The 17,646-nt window shown below is 57.8% G+C and carries 17 protein-coding genes; 15 read left to right on the forward strand and 2 right to left on the reverse strand.

Annotation, left to right across the window (positions count from 1 at the left end; translation table 11 throughout):
- Positions 1–26 precede the first annotated feature (26 nt).
- Both parC and ACO05M_RS09355 read left to right on the forward strand, forming a co-directional pair.
- Positions 27–2,321 carry a DNA topoisomerase IV subunit A gene (parC, locus tag ACO05M_RS09350; RefSeq protein ID WP_421861791.1) on the forward strand — a complete coding sequence of 765 codons (2,295 nt, stop codon included), beginning with the start codon at positions 27–29 and terminating at the stop codon, positions 2,319–2,321.
- Entirely contained in the window at positions 2,311–2,838 is a 528-nt protein-coding gene (locus ACO05M_RS09355; protein WP_421861793.1) for a DNA-deoxyinosine glycosylase, read from the forward strand. The genes parC and ACO05M_RS09355 overlap by 11 nt, the downstream gene beginning before the upstream one ends.
- Positions 2,839–2,891: 53 nt before the next feature.
- On the opposite strand, the gene ACO05M_RS09360 is transcribed toward ACO05M_RS09355, so the two are convergent.
- Positions 2,892–4,367, reverse strand: a complete 1,476-nt coding sequence (locus tag ACO05M_RS09360) for a hypothetical protein (RefSeq protein ID WP_421861795.1) — start codon at positions 4,365–4,367, stop codon at positions 2,892–2,894.
- A 185-nt stretch (positions 4,368–4,552) separates the two neighbouring features.
- On the opposite strand from ACO05M_RS09360, the gene ACO05M_RS09365 reads away from it, so the two are divergent.
- The 13 genes from ACO05M_RS09365 to lipA all read left to right on the forward strand — a co-directional run bounded on the left by ACO05M_RS09365 (position 4,553) and on the right by lipA (position 16,683).
- A complete protein-coding gene (locus tag ACO05M_RS09365) occupies positions 4,553–5,809 on the forward strand; it encodes a glutamate-5-semialdehyde dehydrogenase (protein ID WP_421861797.1) in 1,257 nt (418 codons plus the stop codon).
- Entirely contained in the window at positions 5,787–6,524 is a 738-nt protein-coding gene (nadD, locus tag ACO05M_RS09370) for a nicotinate-nucleotide adenylyltransferase (protein WP_421861799.1), read from the forward strand. The genes ACO05M_RS09365 and nadD overlap by 23 nt, the downstream gene beginning before the upstream one ends.
- A gap of 24 nt (positions 6,525–6,548) precedes the next feature.
- Positions 6,549–6,932, forward strand: coding sequence for a ribosome silencing factor (gene rsfS / locus ACO05M_RS09375; RefSeq protein WP_421861801.1), 384 nt, complete (start codon positions 6,549–6,551; stop codon positions 6,930–6,932).
- 17 nt (positions 6,933–6,949) lie between these two features.
- A complete protein-coding gene (gene rlmH, locus ACO05M_RS09380; RefSeq protein ID WP_421861803.1) occupies positions 6,950–7,417 on the forward strand; it encodes a 23S rRNA (pseudouridine(1915)-N(3))-methyltransferase RlmH in 468 nt (155 codons plus the stop codon).
- 45 nt (positions 7,418–7,462) lie between these two features.
- The gene (gene mrdA / locus ACO05M_RS09385; protein WP_421861805.1) at positions 7,463–9,370 is read left to right on the forward strand and encodes a penicillin-binding protein 2; all 1,908 of its coding nucleotides are present in this window, start codon (positions 7,463–7,465) and stop codon (positions 9,368–9,370) included.
- Positions 9,370–10,515 carry a rod shape-determining protein RodA gene (gene rodA / locus ACO05M_RS09390; protein ID WP_421861807.1) on the forward strand — a complete coding sequence of 382 codons (1,146 nt, stop codon included), beginning with the start codon at positions 9,370–9,372 and terminating at the stop codon, positions 10,513–10,515. Before mrdA ends, rodA begins: the two co-directional genes overlap by 1 nt.
- A 118-nt stretch (positions 10,516–10,633) precedes the next feature.
- Positions 10,634–11,677, forward strand: a complete 1,044-nt coding sequence (gene mltB, locus ACO05M_RS09395; RefSeq protein WP_421861809.1) for a lytic murein transglycosylase B — start codon at positions 10,634–10,636, stop codon at positions 11,675–11,677.
- A complete protein-coding gene (locus ACO05M_RS09400; RefSeq protein WP_421861811.1) occupies positions 11,674–12,504 on the forward strand; it encodes a septal ring lytic transglycosylase RlpA family protein in 831 nt (276 codons plus the stop codon). The genes mltB and ACO05M_RS09400 overlap by 4 nt, the downstream gene beginning before the upstream one ends.
- 75 nt (positions 12,505–12,579) lie before the next feature.
- Positions 12,580–13,752: a D-alanyl-D-alanine carboxypeptidase family protein gene (locus tag ACO05M_RS09405; protein WP_421861813.1), complete on the forward strand. Its 1,173-nt coding sequence runs from the start codon at positions 12,580–12,582 to the stop codon at positions 13,750–13,752.
- Positions 13,753–13,888: 136 nt separating this feature from the next.
- Positions 13,889–14,683, forward strand: a complete 795-nt coding sequence (locus ACO05M_RS09410) for an aminotransferase class IV (RefSeq protein WP_421861815.1) — start codon at positions 13,889–13,891, stop codon at positions 14,681–14,683.
- Positions 14,684–14,715: 32 nt separating this feature from the next.
- On the forward strand, positions 14,716–14,988 hold the full coding sequence (locus ACO05M_RS09415) for a YbeD family protein (RefSeq protein ID WP_114693679.1): 273 nt from the start codon (positions 14,716–14,718) through the stop codon (positions 14,986–14,988).
- Positions 14,989–14,996: 8 nt separating this feature from the next.
- A complete protein-coding gene (lipB, locus tag ACO05M_RS09420; RefSeq protein ID WP_421870713.1) occupies positions 14,997–15,671 on the forward strand; it encodes a lipoyl(octanoyl) transferase LipB in 675 nt (224 codons plus the stop codon).
- Positions 15,672–15,681: 10 nt separating this feature from the next.
- Positions 15,682–16,683 carry a lipoyl synthase gene (lipA, locus tag ACO05M_RS09425; RefSeq protein WP_421861817.1) on the forward strand — a complete coding sequence of 334 codons (1,002 nt, stop codon included), beginning with the start codon at positions 15,682–15,684 and terminating at the stop codon, positions 16,681–16,683.
- A gap of 76 nt (positions 16,684–16,759) precedes the next feature.
- On the opposite strand, the gene ACO05M_RS09430 is transcribed toward lipA, so the two are convergent.
- A complete protein-coding gene (locus ACO05M_RS09430; protein WP_421861819.1) occupies positions 16,760–17,521 on the reverse strand; it encodes a substrate-binding periplasmic protein in 762 nt (253 codons plus the stop codon).
- Between the last annotated feature and the right edge of the window lie 125 nt (positions 17,522–17,646).

Raw genomic sequence — 17,646 nt, forward strand, 5'->3', positions numbered from 1 at the left:
TTTTGTAGTAAGGGTGACTGCCGACTATGTCAGCCAGTGTTGAGATCGACGAAGGCGTTGAACGCCAATCCTTGAAAACCTATACCGAGAAGGCCTACCTCGATTATTCGATGTACGTCATTCTCGATCGGGCTCTGCCCCATATCGGTGACGGCCTGAAGCCGGTACAGCGGCGAATCGTCTATGCGATGTCGGAGCTGGGTTTGAGGGCCGGGGCCAAATTCAAGAAATCGGCCCGTACCGTCGGTGATGTGTTGGGTAAGTTCCATCCGCATGGTGACAGCGCCTGTTACGAGGCGATGGTGTTGATGGCGCAGCCGTTCAGCTACCGCTATCCGCTGGTCGACGGCCAGGGTAACTGGGGTTCGCCGGACGATCCCAAGTCGTTCGCAGCGATGCGTTACACCGAGTCGCGTCTGACACCCTACAGTGCGCTGCTTCTCAACGAGTTGGGTCAGGGCACGGTTGACTGGGGACCGAACTTCGATGGCACCCTGACCGAACCGCTGACACTGCCGGCCCAGGTTCCGAATGTGCTGCTTAACGGCAGTACCGGGATCGCGGTCGGTATGGCCACTGATATCCCACCTCACAACTTGCGTGAGACGATCAATGCCTGTCTGCACCTGCTGGATAATCCCCAGGCCGATGTCGATGAACTGTGCGAGCACCTGCCCGGTCCGGATTTTCCGACCGAAGCCGAGATTATCTCGCCGCCGCAGGAGCTGCGTAAGCTTTACCAGACCGGTCGTGGTTCGGTGCGAATGCGGGCGGTGTACCGCAAGGAAGATGGCGAGGTGGTGATCACCGCGTTGCCGCACCAGGTCTCCGGTGCCAAGGTGCTGGAGCAGATCGCTGCCCAGATGCAGGCCAAGAAGCTGCCGATGGTGAACGATCTGCGGGACGAGTCGGATCATGAAAACCCGACCCGCCTGGTGATCGTGCCGCGCTCGAATCGGGTTGATGTGGAGCAGATGATGGCGCACCTGTTTGCTTCCACCGACCTGGAGCGGACCTACCGGGTCAACTTCAATATGATCGGCATCGACGGGCGTCCGCAGGTCAAGAATCTGCGAATGATCCTGGGGGAGTGGCTGCAATATCGAACCGATACGGTGACTCGCCGGCTCGAGCACCGGCTCGAGAAAGTGCTCGATCGGCTGCATATCCTCGACGGTCTGTTGGTCGCGTTCCTCAATATCGACGAAGTGATCGAGATAATCCGCACCGAGGACAAGCCCAAGCCGGTGTTGATGGAACGTTTCGGTATCACCGATGTTCAGGCCGAAGCGATTCTGGAGCTGAAACTGCGCCACCTGGCCAAGCTCGAAGAGATGAGGATCCGCGGTGAGCAGGACGAGCTGAGCAAAGAGCGTCAGAAGTTGGAAAAACTGCTGGGTTCCAAGGCCGCGCTGCGCAAGCTGATCAAGCAGGAACTGACGGCGGCGGCGGAGCAATACGGCGATGAGCGCCGTTCACCGATTGCCCAGCGCGAAGAGGCCAAGGCCTTTAGCGAGGTCGATCTGCTCGGTTCCGACCCGATGACCGTGGTGTTGTCGAAGCAGGGTTGGGTCCGGGCTGCCAAGGGATTTGATGTCGACGCCAAGGCGTTGAACTACAAATCCGGTGACGATTACAAACTATCGGCCAAGGGGCGGATGAACCAATCGGCGGTGTTCCTCGATTCGACCGGGCGGGCTTATTCGCTGCCGGTGCATACCTTGCCTTCGGCACGGGGGCAGGGTGAGCCGCTGACCGGGCGTTTATCGATCCCCAGCGAAGCCAATGTGGATGCGCTGCTGGTCGGTGCGCCGGAACAGCGCTATCTGCTCGCGTCGGACAGCGGTTACGGCTTTGTTTGCAGTTACGAAGACCTGCTGGGTAAGAACAAAGCCGGTAAGGCGGTGCTGAGCCTGCCCAAAGGTGCCAAGGTGTTGGCGCCACAGTCGGTGACCAACCAAGACGAGCAACTGCTGGCGGCAGTCAGTAATGAAGGACGCTTGCTGCTGTTCCCGGTTAAAGACCTGCCCCAGCTAAGTAAGGGTAAGGGTAACAAGATCATCAATATCCCGTCGGGCCGGGTGGCCTCCCGCGAAGAGTTCGTCGTCGCGTTGCAGGTGCTCGAGCCTGGGGCGTCGTTGCGGATCCATGCCGGCAAACGTCATCTGACCCTGAAGGCGGCTGATCTTGAGCATTACCGCGGTGAGCGGGGCCGTCGAGGCAACAAATTGCCACGGGGCTTCCAGCGGGTCGATGCGCTCGATAGCCCGGGTACCCAAAGCGATGGTGCCGATGAGGAAAGCGGCAACGGTGACAGCTGAGGCTGAGCACCAAGCCCAAAGCTTTGCGCCGGTTATCGATGCCGGCGCAAAGCTGTTAATACTCGGCTCGATGCCGGGACAACGCTCGCTGGAGCAACAGCAGTACTATGCCCACCCGCGCAACGCCTTTTGGCCGATTATGGCTGAGCTGTTGGGCTTTGATGTCGATTTGCCTTACAACGAACGACTAGCGCAGTTAACGCGCCATGGCATCGCGCTCTGGGATGTCTTGGCCGAGTGCCGGCGCCCCGGTAGTCTCGATTCATCTATCGTCGAGCAGAGTATCCGGCCCAATGATTTTGCTGCGCTGTTGGATTTGCATCCGACCATCGGCGCGATCTTCTTTAACGGCGCTAAAGCCGAGCAGGCATTTAAGCGCTATGTGCTTCCAACGCTTTCCGATCGACAGCAACAACTAACACGACAACGTTTGCCGTCGACCAGTCCGGCCCATGCCGCGATGAAGTTGTCACAGAAAAAGCTTTTCTGGAAAGAGCAGCTTGGAAGTGTTCTATAAACGGCTATCTGCTGCTGCGTTGATACCCGTGTTATCGGTCAGGATTCGGAATTCTAGCCGTTCTGCTTCAAAAAATGCTCGGCTTGGCGATCAATCAGGGTCTGATAATCACGATTCAGGCTGGCGATCAGTAGGGTGTCCTGATCGAATTTGCGGTAGCTGGCACTGTCGAGCAGCCGTTGTTGCAATTCATCGATCTGGTACAGCTCGGTATGGGTGATCAGATCGTTCTCCTGAATCTGATCGCTCAACAGCAATGCGTCCTCGGCCATTCGGTCAAACTCACGAATCGGACCGCAGAGCAGCACCAGCTTCATATTCAGTGCCGGAGAGAAATTGTGGATCGCTTGGCTGTTGATACCGCGGTAGAGGGCGTTGAACAGCTGGGCGGCGCACAGGGCATTGATACCGTGGCTCTGATCATCGGATAACGGCGCGAAGCGCACGCACCAGTTACCCAGCGCATCATCTTCCAGCAGACCTTTGTAGAGTCGGGCGACCTGTTGCAGCGAGTTGTAATAACGTGTCAGCAGCTGTTCACGCTCGGTCGTGGTCAGGGTGTCGCTGCCACCGACATGGTGGTTGACGTAAAACAGGTAGCCGCGGGGGCCTGTGTCCACGACTTCCGCTTTGTCGGTGTCGGTGTCGGTGTCCTGTCCGATCACCTCAGCCTCCGCCGCAGCATGGGGCGGGATCGACTCTGCTGACGGATCCGCCGTGGTATCGGTTTGAGCAGGCTTGGGTACGCCATCGTCCAGGATGGCGTCAGCCGTTAGCTCCTGAGACGTCTGCTTAGCTGTGTCCTCTGCACTGTCAGGCTGAGGATTCTTGTTGGTCTTGGTGCTGTTCTCCGCCGGGTCTTCGATACTTGAACGGGGCTCGCAGAAGTGCTGGTTTAACAACTGCATCATCGGCGCCAGCTCATCATGGCGCTGGTGCTCAAGCGCTGGCGGGCGGTGGCCGTGGTTAATCTGCACGATGGTATGGACCAGCGCCTTGGTCGGTCGCCCCAGATGGCGTCCAAGCCAGATCAGCGCCAGCAGCAGAAAAATCAGAGCCGCCCCTAGCGCCGCCAGGCTTAGCGGTAACAGTTCGCTGATCTGGTAGATGGAGCTGCCGGGGTTGAGGTGCAGTCTCAGGCTGCCTAGCTGGGTTTGTTCGGCCCGAATCGGTAGGCTCAGACTCATCTCACTGGGCTTGCCGACCTGGGATAGGTAGTCGCCGTTGCTGTTGAGGATCTCTGCCCCCTGGATCTGTTCCAGGCTGGTCAACTGCTGCAGGATGATCGACAGACTTAGTTCATCATCGGCCAGCATCAGTGGTGCGGCGCTCTGGCTGGTTTGTTCGGCCAGGGCCTGTCCCAACGTCATCAACTGGTGTTCGCTGAAACTGCGCTGTTCGTGGCTCAAGGCGACACTGAACAGCAGAACGCCGGCCAGCAGCGCGGTACCGACGGCTAACCAGATTTTGCGGCTTAGGCTCAGGTGTTGTAGCAGCGGGGCGAGCAGTGATGAGGGTGAAAATTTCATGCGCGAAGGCGGCATCCTGATAACGGGCGGCAAAAGCGTAGCGGGCATCATAACAATTCGTTGCCGGTGGGTGTAGCACGGCTGGCGTCAGTTGTCGTTCGTGCTGGGATTGGGAGGCTTTCGAGCGTGAAATAGCCATGGCGGCTCGCTATAATGGTCCGTTTTACACCGGCAAGAGAGAAACCATGGACGTCAAACACTATATGGCGCAGCTGGGAGCCCAGGCGCGTGAAGCGGCGGGGCTGCTGTCCCGTGCCGATACCGGCGCCAAGAACGCTGCGCTGCTGGCGATGGCACGGGCGATCGACAGCTCGCGCGAGGCGCTGATCGAAGCGAACCAATTGGATTTAGAGAACGGCCGCAACAACGGCCTGGACGCGGCGATGCTGGACCGCCTGGAACTGACACCAGAGCGGATCGATACCATGGTTGAAGGCCTGAAGCAGGTGGCGGGATTGCCGGACCCGGTGGGTGGCATTACCGACATGAACTTTATGCCGTCCGGTATCCAGGTCGGTAAGATGCGCGTGCCGCTGGGGGTGATCGGGATCATCTACGAATCACGCCCGAATGTAACCGCTGAAGCGGCCAGCCTGTGCCTGAAGTCCGGTAACGCCACGATCTTGCGCGGTGGCTCCGAAGCGATCCATTCCAATCAGGCGGTAGCCGCCTGTATCCGTGCCGGTCTGGTGGAGGCGGGGTTGCCGGAAGCGGCGGTGCAGGTGGTCGAGACCACCGATCGTGCCGCCGTGGGTGAGCTGATCACGATGCCTGAGTTTGTCGATGTGATCGTCCCCCGGGGTGGTAAGGGCCTGATCGAGCGGATCAGCAACGACGCCAAAGTCACCGTGATCAAACACCTGGACGGCATCTGCCACGTCTATATCGACGCCGAAGCGGATCCGAAGAAGGCGCTGGATATTGCCCTGAATGCCAAAACCCACCGCTACGGCACCTGCAACACCATGGAAACCCTGTTGGTGAACTCGGTGGTGGCCGATCTGATGTTGCCGGAGCTGGCCAAGGCCTACGCTGAAAAAGGCGTTGAGTTGCGTGGTTGTGAGCGTACCCGTGAGGTGCTCAACGATGCCGTGGCTGCCACCGAAGAGGATTGGTCAACCGAATACCTGGCACCGGTACTGGCGATCAAGGTGGTCGATTCGATTGACGAGGCGATTGCCCACATCAACCGCTACGGCTCCCACCATACCGATGCGATCGTGACCGAGAACTATACCCTTAGCCGCCGTTTCCTGACCGAGGTGGATTCCAGCTCGGTGATGGTCAATGCGTCGACCCGTTTTGCTGACGGCTTCGAGTATGGCCTGGGCGCCGAGATTGGTATCTCGACCGATAAGATCCATGCCCGTGGTCCGGTTGGACTGGAAGGGCTGACGTCGCAGAAATACGTGGTGCTCGGTGACGGACATATCCGCCAATAATTCGCCGGAACAGGCATCGCCATCCAACTCGGTGGCGATGCTCGGCGGAACCTTTGATCCGATCCATCATGGTCATCTGCGGATGGCGTTGGAACTGCGTGACCGATTGGGCTTTGCCCAGGTTCGGCTGGTTCCCTGTGCCTTGCCGGTACATAGGGAGTCCCCCGGCTGTAGTGCCGAACAACGTCTGGCGATGGTGCAGCTGGCCGCTGATGAAGAGGCCGGGCTGCTGATCGATGATTGCGAGCTGCGTTCAAACCGACCCTCGTACAGCTTTGACACCCTCAGTTCGCTACGAGCCGAGCTGGGAGATGAGGTCAGTCTGACGATGGTGATCGGTACCGATTCACTACGTTCGCTCGACAGCTGGTATCGCTGGCAGGAGCTGCTGGGACTTTGCCATATCCTGGTGATCGCCCGTCCCGGCTGGCATCTCGAACCGGAGCATCCGGTGGCGCGCTGGCTGCTGCCCTATCAGGCCGAATCGGTTGAACAGCTGCACGCAACGCCCAGTGGCTCGGTGCTGCTGCTAACCCTGGCCGGGTTGGAGATCTCCGCCAGCGAGATCCGGCGCCAGATCGGCATCGGTCATTCGCCGCGCTATCTGTTGCCCGATTCGGTCTGGAACCATATTCGTCAACAACGGCTCTACCAAAAGGTGGATCCCTCAATAAACCCTGAACTGCCGACGGCAGACTCTATCACTGAGAAGTAACCCCAATTTATGCAAACCCAAACCATGACTACTGAACAACTGCTGCAACTGGTCGAAACCGCGCTGGAAGACAACAAGGCGCGTGACCTGGTCTGTCTCGATGTTCGCGGAAAAAGCAGCGTCACTGACTTTATGGTGATTGCCAGCGGTTCATCCAACCGTCACGTCAAAGCCTCGGCCGACAGCGTCGTGCAGGCGGCTAAGCAGGCGGGCCTGCAGCCGTTGGGTGTCGAAGGGATGGACAGTGCCGAGTGGGCGCTGGTCGACCTGGGTGATGTGGTCGTGCACGTGATGCAGGTTCACGCCCGTGACTTCTATGACCTGGAGCGCCTCTGGGGACCGGATGCGGTCTCTGAGTCGGATACCGAGCAGGACGCTGCTCGGACCGGCGAACCTCGCCGTAACTGAACCGCGGAACTTTCACTATGCGGATTCGTCTGATCTGTGTCGGCACCAAGATGCCTGCCTGGGTGGAAACCGGTTATCAGGAATATGCCAAGCGGATGCCACCGGAGATGTCATTGGAGCTGCGCGAGCTGCCCCTGGGACATCGCGGCAAAGGGGCCGACCTGAAACGGGCGATCGCCAGCGAGGGCGATGCGATGCTGGCGGCTATCGGCAAAGGGGATCGGGTGATTGCGCTGGATGTGTTGGGAAAACCGATCAGTACCGAGCAACTGGCCAGTCAACTAGCTGATTTTCAGATGGAAGGCGGTAACCTGTCACTGCTGATCGGTGGTCCGGACGGGCTCGACCCACGCTGTCTGGCGTTGGCCGAGCGCAAGTGGTCGCTGTCGAAACTGACCTTGCCGCACCCGCTGGTCCGGGTGCTGCTGGCCGAGCAGCTTTATCGCGGATGGACCGTGTTGCAGGGACACCCTTACCACAAATGAACCGCCTGATTTTACCCCCTTCGATCATTAGCTGCCCAAGCCCCGATGCGTAAACCGGTCGCCTTAAAAGATCACCAGCGCGAGCGCCGTACGTTTCGGTTCCGTTCGTTGCTGGCGTTTGTCGTGGTAGTGCTGATGATGCTCGGCCTGATCAGTCGCTTGGTCTACCTGCAGGTGGTAGAGCATGAGCGTTACCGCTCGCTGTCGGATCAGAATCGGATTCAGCTACAACCGGTGCCGCCCAACCGCGGGCTGATCTACGATACCAACGGCGTGCTGCTGGCCGATAACCGGCCCAGTCACAACCTGTCGTTGGTGAAGGAGCGGGTGCCGGACCTGGAGACCACGATCGACGAACTGTCGAAGCTGGTTCAGATCACCGAACGGGATATCGAAGGTTTTCAGCGCCGGCTCAATCAACGCCGTCGCCCCTATGAAGCGGTGCCGCTGCGTTTTCGACTCAGCGAAGAAGATATCGCCCGGGTGGCGGTGAACTTCCATCGCCTGCCCGGGGTTCAGATTGATGCCGAATTGATCCGTTATTACCCCTACGGCCAGTCGCTGGTGCACGCGTTGGGTTACGTGGGGCGGATCAACCAGCGTGAACTGGGCGAAGTGGATCAGCAAAATTACTCCGGCACCCACCATATCGGAAAACTCGGAGTCGAACGTTTTTACGAAGACCAACTGCACGGCCGGGTCGGAGTTCAGCAGGTTGAGACCAACGCCCGAGGCCAGGTGTTGCAGGTGGTCGAGCGTGATGATCCGACGCCCGGGCGGGATCTGACGCTGTATCTGGATCTTGAATTGCAACAGGCCGCCGAACAGCTGCTGGGCGAACAGCGGGGCGCCGTGGTGGCGCTGGACCCCAACACCGGCGGCATTCTGGCGCTGGTTAGTACCCCTGGCTACGACCCCAATCCTTTCGTCACCGGTATCAGCGGGCGGGATTACCGTGCCCTGCAGCAGCACGAGGACCTGCCGTTGTTCAACCGGGCATTGCGCGGACGCTATCCGCCGGCCTCGACGGTTAAGCCGATTATCGGGTTGGCAGCGATCGATTCCGGCACCGTGGGATTGGGCCATAAGGTCTGGGATCCGGGCTGGTACCAGATCACCAAAGAGGGGCGCTTCTATCGTGACTGGAAGCGGCAGGGCCACGGAATGGTGAATTTGCGCGATGCGATCGCCGAATCCTGTGACGTGTTTTTTTACGATATCGGTCACCGGATGGGGATCGATCCGATGTCGGATTACCTCGGCCGATTCGGTTTCGGCAAGATCACGACCCTGGACCTGCCCGAGGCCCACGGGGCACTGCTGCCGTCGCGGGATTGGAAAAAGGCGGTGCGTGGACGCTCCTGGTATCCGGGTGACTCACTGAACCTGAGTATCGGGCAGGGCTTTATGATCTCGACCCCGATGCAGCTGGCCACCGCGACCATGGTGATTGCCAACCGTGGGAAATGGATCAATCCGCGGATGCTCAAGGCGATGTCCGGCGAGGATGAGCAGGGCAATCCATTTGTGCTGGATGTGCCTGAGCGTAAGCAGATGCCGGATATTGAGCTTAATCGTGACAGCTATTGGGACTATCTGCGCCGCTCGATGGTTGAGGTGATGCATGGCAAGAAGGGCACCGCAAGGCGCAGTGCCAAGGACAGCCCCTACAGGATCGCCGGCAAGACCGGTACCGCCCAGGTGGTACGGATCAAACAGGATGAAGAGTACGATGCCGAGAAGCTGGCTGAGCGGCACCGAGACCACGGCCTGTTTGTCGGCTTCGCACCGGCGGATAAACCCGAGATCGTGGTGGCGGTGATCGTCGAGAACGGCGGTGGCGGCAGTAGTGCGGCGGCCCCGGTGGCTCGGGAACTGTTCGATAACTATCTGCTGCGTGAATCACAGCTCCAGTCTCAGGAACAGCTGGCCGATAACGGAGGGGCGTCCTGATGGGCGGGCAGGATTTTCAGCGCACCATGCCCGGTGCCCAGGTTCATTTCAGTCGCCGCCGTACCTGGTGGTCTTATACCCACCTGGATCCGATTCTGACCCTGCTGCTGCTGATCCTAGCCGGTTACGGCCTGTTCGTGTTCTACAGCGCCTCAGGCCAGAGCGAAGCGGCGGTTCAGCGACAGCTGATCCGCTACGGCGTCGCTTTCGGCGCGATGCTGGTGATCGCCTGTACCTCACCCAGACTGCTGCGGCGCTGGGCACCCTGGGTATTCGGGCTCGGAGTGCTGATGCTGGTCGGCGTGTTGCTGTTCGGTGTCGGTGCGAAAGGGGCGCAACGTTGGCTGCAACTGCCGGGGCTGCCGCGCTTTCAGCCCTCGGAAATAATGAAGCTGGTGGTGCCGATGACGTTGGCCTGGTACTTCGCCGACCGGCCGTTGCCACCGCGGCTCAAACATACCTTTACGGTGTTGGCGATACTGATGCTGCCAACTCTGCTGATCGCCAAGCAACCGGATCTGGGAACCTCGTTGCTGATCGCAGCCAGCGGTATTTTTGTGCTGCTGTTGTCCGGAGTACTGTGGCGTTATGTGTTCAGTGCGATCGTACTCGCTGGCGCCTGTGTTCCGCTGTTGTGGATGCTGATGCGTGACTACCAGAAACAGCGGGTGCTGACCTTCTTGAATCCCGAAAGCGATCCGCTTGGGGCTGGTTGGAATATTATCCAGTCCAAGACCGCGATCGGCTCCGGAGGTATTCACGGCAAGGGTTGGCTCAACGGTAGTCAATCGCAACTCGACTTCCTGCCCGAGAGTCATACCGACTTTATTATCGCGGTGATGGCCGAAGAGCTTGGGCTGGTTGGGGTACTGCTGTTGCTGGCGATCTACCTGTGCATCATCGCCCGAGGACTATGGATTGCCAGTCAGGCCCAGGATACCTTCGGCCGCCTGTTGGCGGGCAGTTTGACACTGACGTTCTTCGTCTATGTGTTCGTCAATATCGGTATGGTTAGCGGTATCTTGCCGGTGGTTGGGGTGCCGTTGCCGCTGGTCAGTTACGGGGGGACCTCGATTCTGACCTTGATGGCCGGCTTTGGGATGATCATGTCGATCCATAGTCACCGAACCATGGTGACCCGTTGATGCTGATCACGAATAGGGTAAAGTTGCAGGCAGCTACTGAACCCTTGGCTGCGATTAAGGACTAAGTCGGATAACGCAGTTTTATATCAGCAACAAAAGCAACAAGAGCAAAATGCCGATGATGGATGCAATTCCGGGGATTACCAAGGCGCGCAAAGCGCTACTGAGCGCATGTTTGATCGGGGTCGGCTTCGGCGCGACGCAACCGGTACTGGCTGCCGCCACCGATTACAAGGATCACCCTAAGGCCAAGGCCTTTATCGAGGAGATGGTCGAGAAAGGACTGGATCGAGACTTTGTTACCGGGTTGATCCACGACGCCAAACATCAGAAGTCGATTATCAAGGCGATCTCCCGACCGGCGGAAAAGCGCCTGACCTGGGGCGAGTACCGGAAGATATTTCTGGGACAGAGCCGTATCGATCAGGGCGTTGAATTCTGGAATCAGCACCGTGATACCTTGCGTCGTGCCAGCCAGCAGTACGGTGTCCCGGAAGAGATTATCGTCGCGATTATCGGTGTCGAAACCCGCTATGGCCGTCATGCTGGCAGCTATCGGGTCATCGATTCGCTGGCGACATTGGCATTCGACTACCCACCGCGCAGTAAGTTCTTTACTGGCCAACTGGGCGAGCTGATGCTGTTACTGCAGGAGCAGCCGCTGGATCCGAAGGCGATCAAGGGCTCCTACGCCGGCGCCATGGGGTTCGGACAGTTTATCCCCAGCAGTTATCGTCATTACGCGGTGGATTTCGATGCTGACGGCAGCATTGATCTGCTCAACAATCCGGTCGATGCGATCGGCAGTGTGGCCAACTATTTCAAGCGCCATGGTTGGCGCAGTGGTCAGCCGGTGACCTTAAGCGCCGCGCTGGATAAGCCGATCGAATCCGATAAGCTGAGCAAAAAGTTGAAGCCGATCGAGACACTGGCTCATTGGCGCAACCTCGGATTGACGTTTGATCCGCAGCTGGCCAATGAGCTCAAAGCCACTGCGATGCGACTGCAGGCAGTCGATGGCGAGCAACATTGGATCGGACTGCATAACTTTTATGTAATCACCCGTTATAACCATTCGCGACTTTATGCGATGGCGGTTTACCAGCTGAGTCAGGAAATTGCCGCGTTGAAGGCGAAACAGCAGCAGGTTGCCAACGGATGATCGGATTGCACCGGGTCGGATTGGCGTTGCTGGTGCTTGCCCTGGTCGGCTGCTCCGGCAGCGGATCGTCACGCTACAGCATCAAGCAGGATCATGGCCCCAGCGGTCATGTCGATCTGTCCCATGTGCCCGATGCGGTTCCCCGCGATGAGCCTAAGAGTCGCGGCGGCAACAAATCTCCCTATACCGTATTGGGCAAAAAATACTATGTGATGGACAGCGCACTGGGCTACAAGCAGCGTGGTACGGCGTCCTGGTACGGGAAGAAGTTCCACGGCCATAAGACCTCCAATGGCGAGGTCTACGATATGTACGGGATGAGCGCGGCCCATAAGTCGCTGCCGCTGCCGACCTACGTGCGGGTCACCAACCTGGCCAATGGTCGGCAGGTGATTGTCAGGGTCAATGATCGGGGGCCATTCCATGGCGCAAGGTTGATCGATCTATCCTACGCCGCCGCCTATAAGCTGGATATGCTCCGTCAGGGCACGGCGCGGGTTGAGATCGAAGCGATCAGCAACACCAATTATCGACCGGCAACCCAGGCGTTGCACACTGCGCCGGTCAGTAGTGTGTCTCAGCCGGCCGCGGCCAGCCGCTATATCCAGGTGGGAGCCTATTCGAGCTGGAGCGCCGCCCAGAGCGTCAAGACTCGGGTCGAACTGTTGCTACAAGGTCAGAAGGTGGATATCAGTAAGCGCGAAGGGGTGCCGGTGTTGTACCGGGTGCGCCTGGGACCATTGGGAATCGCTGCCAACCCCAGCGGGCTGTTAGGTCAGTTGGCACAGGAGGGGTTCGCCGATGCCCAGGTATTGGACTTGCCTTGATCCATTCGCTAACCTTCATCGGCTTTAGAGCGCCACAATTTTTCAGTTATTGTTTGTTTCCAAAGTAGAGTCATTATGAGAGTTTTTGTCACCATTCCCCGCTTGATCCGTGCCGCCGTCTGCCTGCTGGTGCTGGGGTCAGCATCCACTGCTGTTTCTGCCGCCGTCCTGATACCTGCGCCACCGTCCTTGGCGGCCAGCGCCTATGTGCTGATGGATGCCAATACCGGCAAGGTGATCATTTCTCAGAACGCCGACCAGCGACTGCCGCCAGCCAGCCTGACCAAGCTGATGACCAGCTATATCGCCGATTATGAGATCGCCCAAGGCAATATCTCCAAACAGGACCGGGTATTGGTCAGTGAGAAAGCTTGGCGTACGCCGGGCTCACGGATGTTTATCCGTGAAGGGACTCAGGTGCTGGTGGGGGATCTGCTGAAAGGGATCATAATCCAGTCCGGTAACGATGCCAGTGTGGCGATGGCTGAGCATATCGCAGGTAGCGAGGATGCCTTTGCCGACCTGATGAACCAGCATGCCCGTCAGCTGGGGATGAACAACAGCCAGTTCCAGAATGCGACCGGCCTGCCGAAAGAGGGCCACTTTACCACCGCTAATGACCTGGCGTTGCTGGCTCGTTCCATTATCCGCGACTTTCCCGATGATTATCCGATCTACGCCGAGAAGTATTTCACCTACAACAAGATTCGTCAGCCCAACCGGAATAAATTGCTGTGGCGCGACAGTCGGGTCGACGGCCTGAAAACCGGCCATACTGAGGAGGCGGGTTACTGCCTGGTTGCCTCTGCCAAAGATAAAGGCATGCGCCTGATCTCGGTGGTGCTGGGAACCAACTCTGAGGAAGCCCGAGCGCAGGAGAGTCAAAAGCTGTTGTCTTATGGCTTCCGTTATTACGAGTCGGCGGATCTTTACCAGGCCGGTGAAGTCCTCAACGAAGCCAAGGTCTGGGCCGGGACCCGTGATAGCCTCAAACTGGGTACTGCTGAATCGATCTCGATCACCATTCCGCGCGGCCAGAGCGATGCCCTGGGCGTTACGCTGGATCTGGATAAGGTGATCCAAGCGCCGGTCACCGAGGGAGCTAGTTACGGCACCCTGAACATCACGCTAGGTGACGAGCTGTTACAGCAGGTACCGGTGGTGGCACTGGAGTCGGTTGAACCGGCCGGCCTGGTGAAGCGGATCTGGCACAGTATTGTACTGTTCTTCTTGTCGCTGATTGGATAACGCCTCAGTGACATGATCAGGCGCCGAAAGGCGCCTTTTGTGTTTCTGGCATGACTGTATGACCGAAGAAGAAACAACAACTTACGCTTATCTAAACGGGCAATACACGCCCTTGGAGGAAGCTCGGGTTCCGGCCATGGACCGCGGCTTTCTGCTTGGAGATGCCGTGTATGAAGTGATCCCGTTCTATCATGGCGTCGGCTTCCGTTTACCGCAGCATTTGACTCGACTGCAACGTAGCCTTGATGCGGTGGGTATCGAGCTCGATCCGTCGATCGATCTTGGGGCTGTGTTTGAGCAGCTGGTGGCGCGTAATCCGGGGCGGCATCAGGCGATCTATTTGCAGATCAGCCGGGGGGTTGCTCCACAACGCAAGTTGCGTTATCCGGCCGAGTTGCGACCCACGGTCTTTGCCTACAGCTACCCGATCCAGCTGGCGCTTGAAGGCCCATTAGATCAGGTCCAGGGGATTCGGGCCGTGACCGTGGAAGATCAGCGTTGGCTGCGCTGTGATATTAAAGCCACCGGTCTGTTGGCCAATATTCTGGCGATCCAACAAGCGGATGCCCATGGCGCCGATGAGCCGTTGCTTGTCAGCGAAGGCCGGGTCACCGAAGGAACCTCCTGCAATCTGTTTCTGGTTGAGGACGGAGCCATTGTAACCCCGCAGCTCGAACCCCATATTCTGGGGGGCACCACCCGTGGGTTGATTTTGGAACTCGCCCAACAGGCGGGGCTGCCGGTTAAGCAAGAACAGGTTGCGCAGTCCCGTTTGGTCCATGCAGATGAGCTTTGGATCAGCAGTTCGACCCGTGGTGTGCTACCGGTGATACAGGTTAACGGCCAACCCGTCGGCAAAGGTGTACCGGGACCGTTGTGGTTTAAGGTGGCCGCGTTGTACCAGCAGTATGAACAGCAACTACTGGGCTGAGCCTCAGGCGCCCGGTGAGATGAGATGTGTTAATGACCCAGCAAGAACCCCCGAAGATTGAATTTCCCTGTCCCAACTATCCGATTAAGGTGATTGGCCAGGCCGGCGAGGGCTTTGTCGATCTCGTTATTGAGATCATCCAGAAGCATGCGCCGGATCTGGATACCTCCATCATCACGACCCAGCCGAGTCGAAACGGCCGGTTTTTGTCGGTGCGGTTGAAAATCACCGCAACCGGTGCCGATCAGCTGGCCGCCATCCATCAGGACCTGAAAGATACTGGCAAGGTCCAGATGGTGATCTGATGGCCGAAATGGAGCGCACCTTGAAGATCCGGATGCTCGGGCAGCAGCCCTATGAGCCGATGCTGGAGGCTATGCAGTCGTTCACCGCTGAGCGGACCGCTGACAGTGATGACGAGATCTGGTTTTTAGAACACCCACCGGTCTTTACTCAGGGCCAGTCCGGCAAGGCGGAACACCTTCTGGCCCCGGGCGATATTCCGGTCGTGCAGGTGGATCGGGGTGGACAGGTGACCTACCACGGTCCGGGGCAGCAGGTGATCTACCTGTTGCTGGACCTGAAACGGCTGGGAATGGGGGTACGGGAACTGGTGACTCTGATCGAGCAGACCGTGGCCGAGGTGCTCGAATCTTACGCGATCAACGCTTACCCCAAATCGGATGCCCCCGGAGTCTATGTCAGTGATACGCTATCTGCCGAGGCCAAGATCGCCTCGCTGGGATTGAGGGTACGCAGGGGTTGCACCTTTCATGGTGTGGCGTTGAATGTGGCGATGGACCTGACCCCGTTCGATCGAATCAATCCCTGCGGCTATGCCGGGCTGGCGATGACACAGATCAGCGACCTATGCCGCCAACAAGGGCAGAATCCCCCCTCCTTGGCCGAAGTCGGCCAGCGGTTGCAACAGGTTCTGGTGCGCCGCTTGGGTTATACTCACACATCCACCACAGAGCAGTTAGGTTAGACCAATACCGATGTCGCAGAACAACTCAGACTCCGCCCCGCAAACAGCAAAAAAGAATCCAGTCAAAGTTGAGCAGGGGGTCAAACTCCGGGGTGCTGACAAGCTGGCGCGGATCCCGGTTAAGGTGGTCCCGACCGAACGGGAAAATATGCTGAAAAAGCCGAGCTGGCTGAAGGTCAAGCTGCCGTCGTCGAATCAGGTCAACAAGATCAAAAACCGGCTGCGCAAGGGCAAGTTGGCATCTGTGTGTGAAGAAGCCAGCTGTCCGAACCTGGGCGAGTGCTTCAGCCATGGTACTGCGACCTTCATGATCATGGGGGATATCTGTACCCGTCGCTGTCCGTTCTGTGACGTGGCCCACGGTCGTCCCAATGCCTTGAATGAGAACGAGCCGGCTGAGCTGGCCGAAGCAATCGCCGATATGCAGCTCAAGTATGTGGTGATTACCTCGGTGGATCGTGATGACTTACGCGATGGTGGTGCGGCTCATTTTGCCAGCTGCGTCACCGAAACCCGTGCTCGGATTCCCAGTATCGAAGTCGAGATCCTGGTGCCGGACTTCCGGGGACGGATGGAGATCGCGCTGGACGCGCTGGAGCAATCGCCGCCGGACGTTTTCAACCATAACCTCGAAACCGTACCGCGGCTTTACAAGCAGGTTCGTCCGGGCTCCGATTACCAATGGTCGCTCGACCTGCTCAAAGCCTATAAACAGCGCTGTCCGGATGTCACCACCAAATCGGGGTTGATGGTTGGGCTGGGTGAATCGATCGAAGAGATCGAAGCGGTGATGGAGGATCTGCGCGCCCATGATGTCGATATGATCACCATCGGCCAGTACTTGCAGCCGAGCCGTGACCACTTGCCGGTGGATCGCTATGTCCACCCGGACGAGTTTGCCGCATTGGCGGATAAAGCGACCGAACTTGGCTTCAAACACGTCGCCAGCGGGCCATTGGTTCGTTCCTCCTATCACGCCGATCTGCAGGCCCATGGCGGCGTAGTACGCTAATCGACCTGAATTGCGTTAATACAATGGCTGCTGTTTGCAGCCATTTTTTTGTGCTTTGAAGCTGATCTAATACCGATTAAGGGGTGGTGCTACCCAGTACCCGATCGATTTCCCCGGTTGCCTGTAGTTGTCCAATAACGGAGTTGATCTGTGGAATAAGCAGATGAGCATCGGTCTTTTTTGAAAAACCGATGTAGAAGGGCTTTTCGTAAAGACTCTGGCTACTAGCCCTAAAGCTGCTACTGACGCCTAGCTGCTTCAGGTACTCCTGACCGACGATTTCATTGGTAGCAACCAGATCGACTCGACCGTGGATGAGCAACCGAAAACAGTCCTCGTCACTGTTCATCTTTTCAACCATTAAAGGCACGCCCAGGGCGATTTGTTGATCAAAGGTCTCGGCAATGCTGAAGGAATGTTGTACCGCGATGTTGAAGTGGCTCAGGTCCTGATAGTTCTTCCACCGAATGCCGTTCGGATATTTTTCCATGTTGTAGAAAAAGACGGTCCTGGCTGGGAACAGCGGCTCCGAAAAGAGCATGTAGGACTCTCGTTCCGGGGTTTTGAACAACAGTGGAATACCATCGAAGTGTCCTTTCTTGACTCCATTGAGCGCTTTGCGCCATGGAATCAGTAGGATCTGGGCATCATGATTCTCCAGCTGTTGGAAGATCAAGTCTATCAGCTCAACGGCAATACCAGCCTTCGCCGGGGAGCCATCTGCTTCGTCACCAAGAACATAGGGTGGCCAAGGATCATTGGCCATGGTGATCGTCTCTGCCGCCAAAGACGGAATTGAAAAGCTCAACAGAGCTAGAAAAGCCAAGCTACGTAACATCAGAACTGCCTATCTCATGAGTCTACCGATAATCATAGTTTGGCTCTGAGTGAGCTACGTGGGTTATGCCTCTGTGAGTAATTCAAAGGGTCTCTTGAATATCTTCTCGCTTCGATAATTTAGAG

The sequence above is a fragment of the Motiliproteus sp. genome (genome assembly GCF_965230735.1).
In the GTDB taxonomy this organism is placed as follows: domain Bacteria; phylum Pseudomonadota; class Gammaproteobacteria; order Pseudomonadales; family Balneatricaceae; genus Motiliproteus.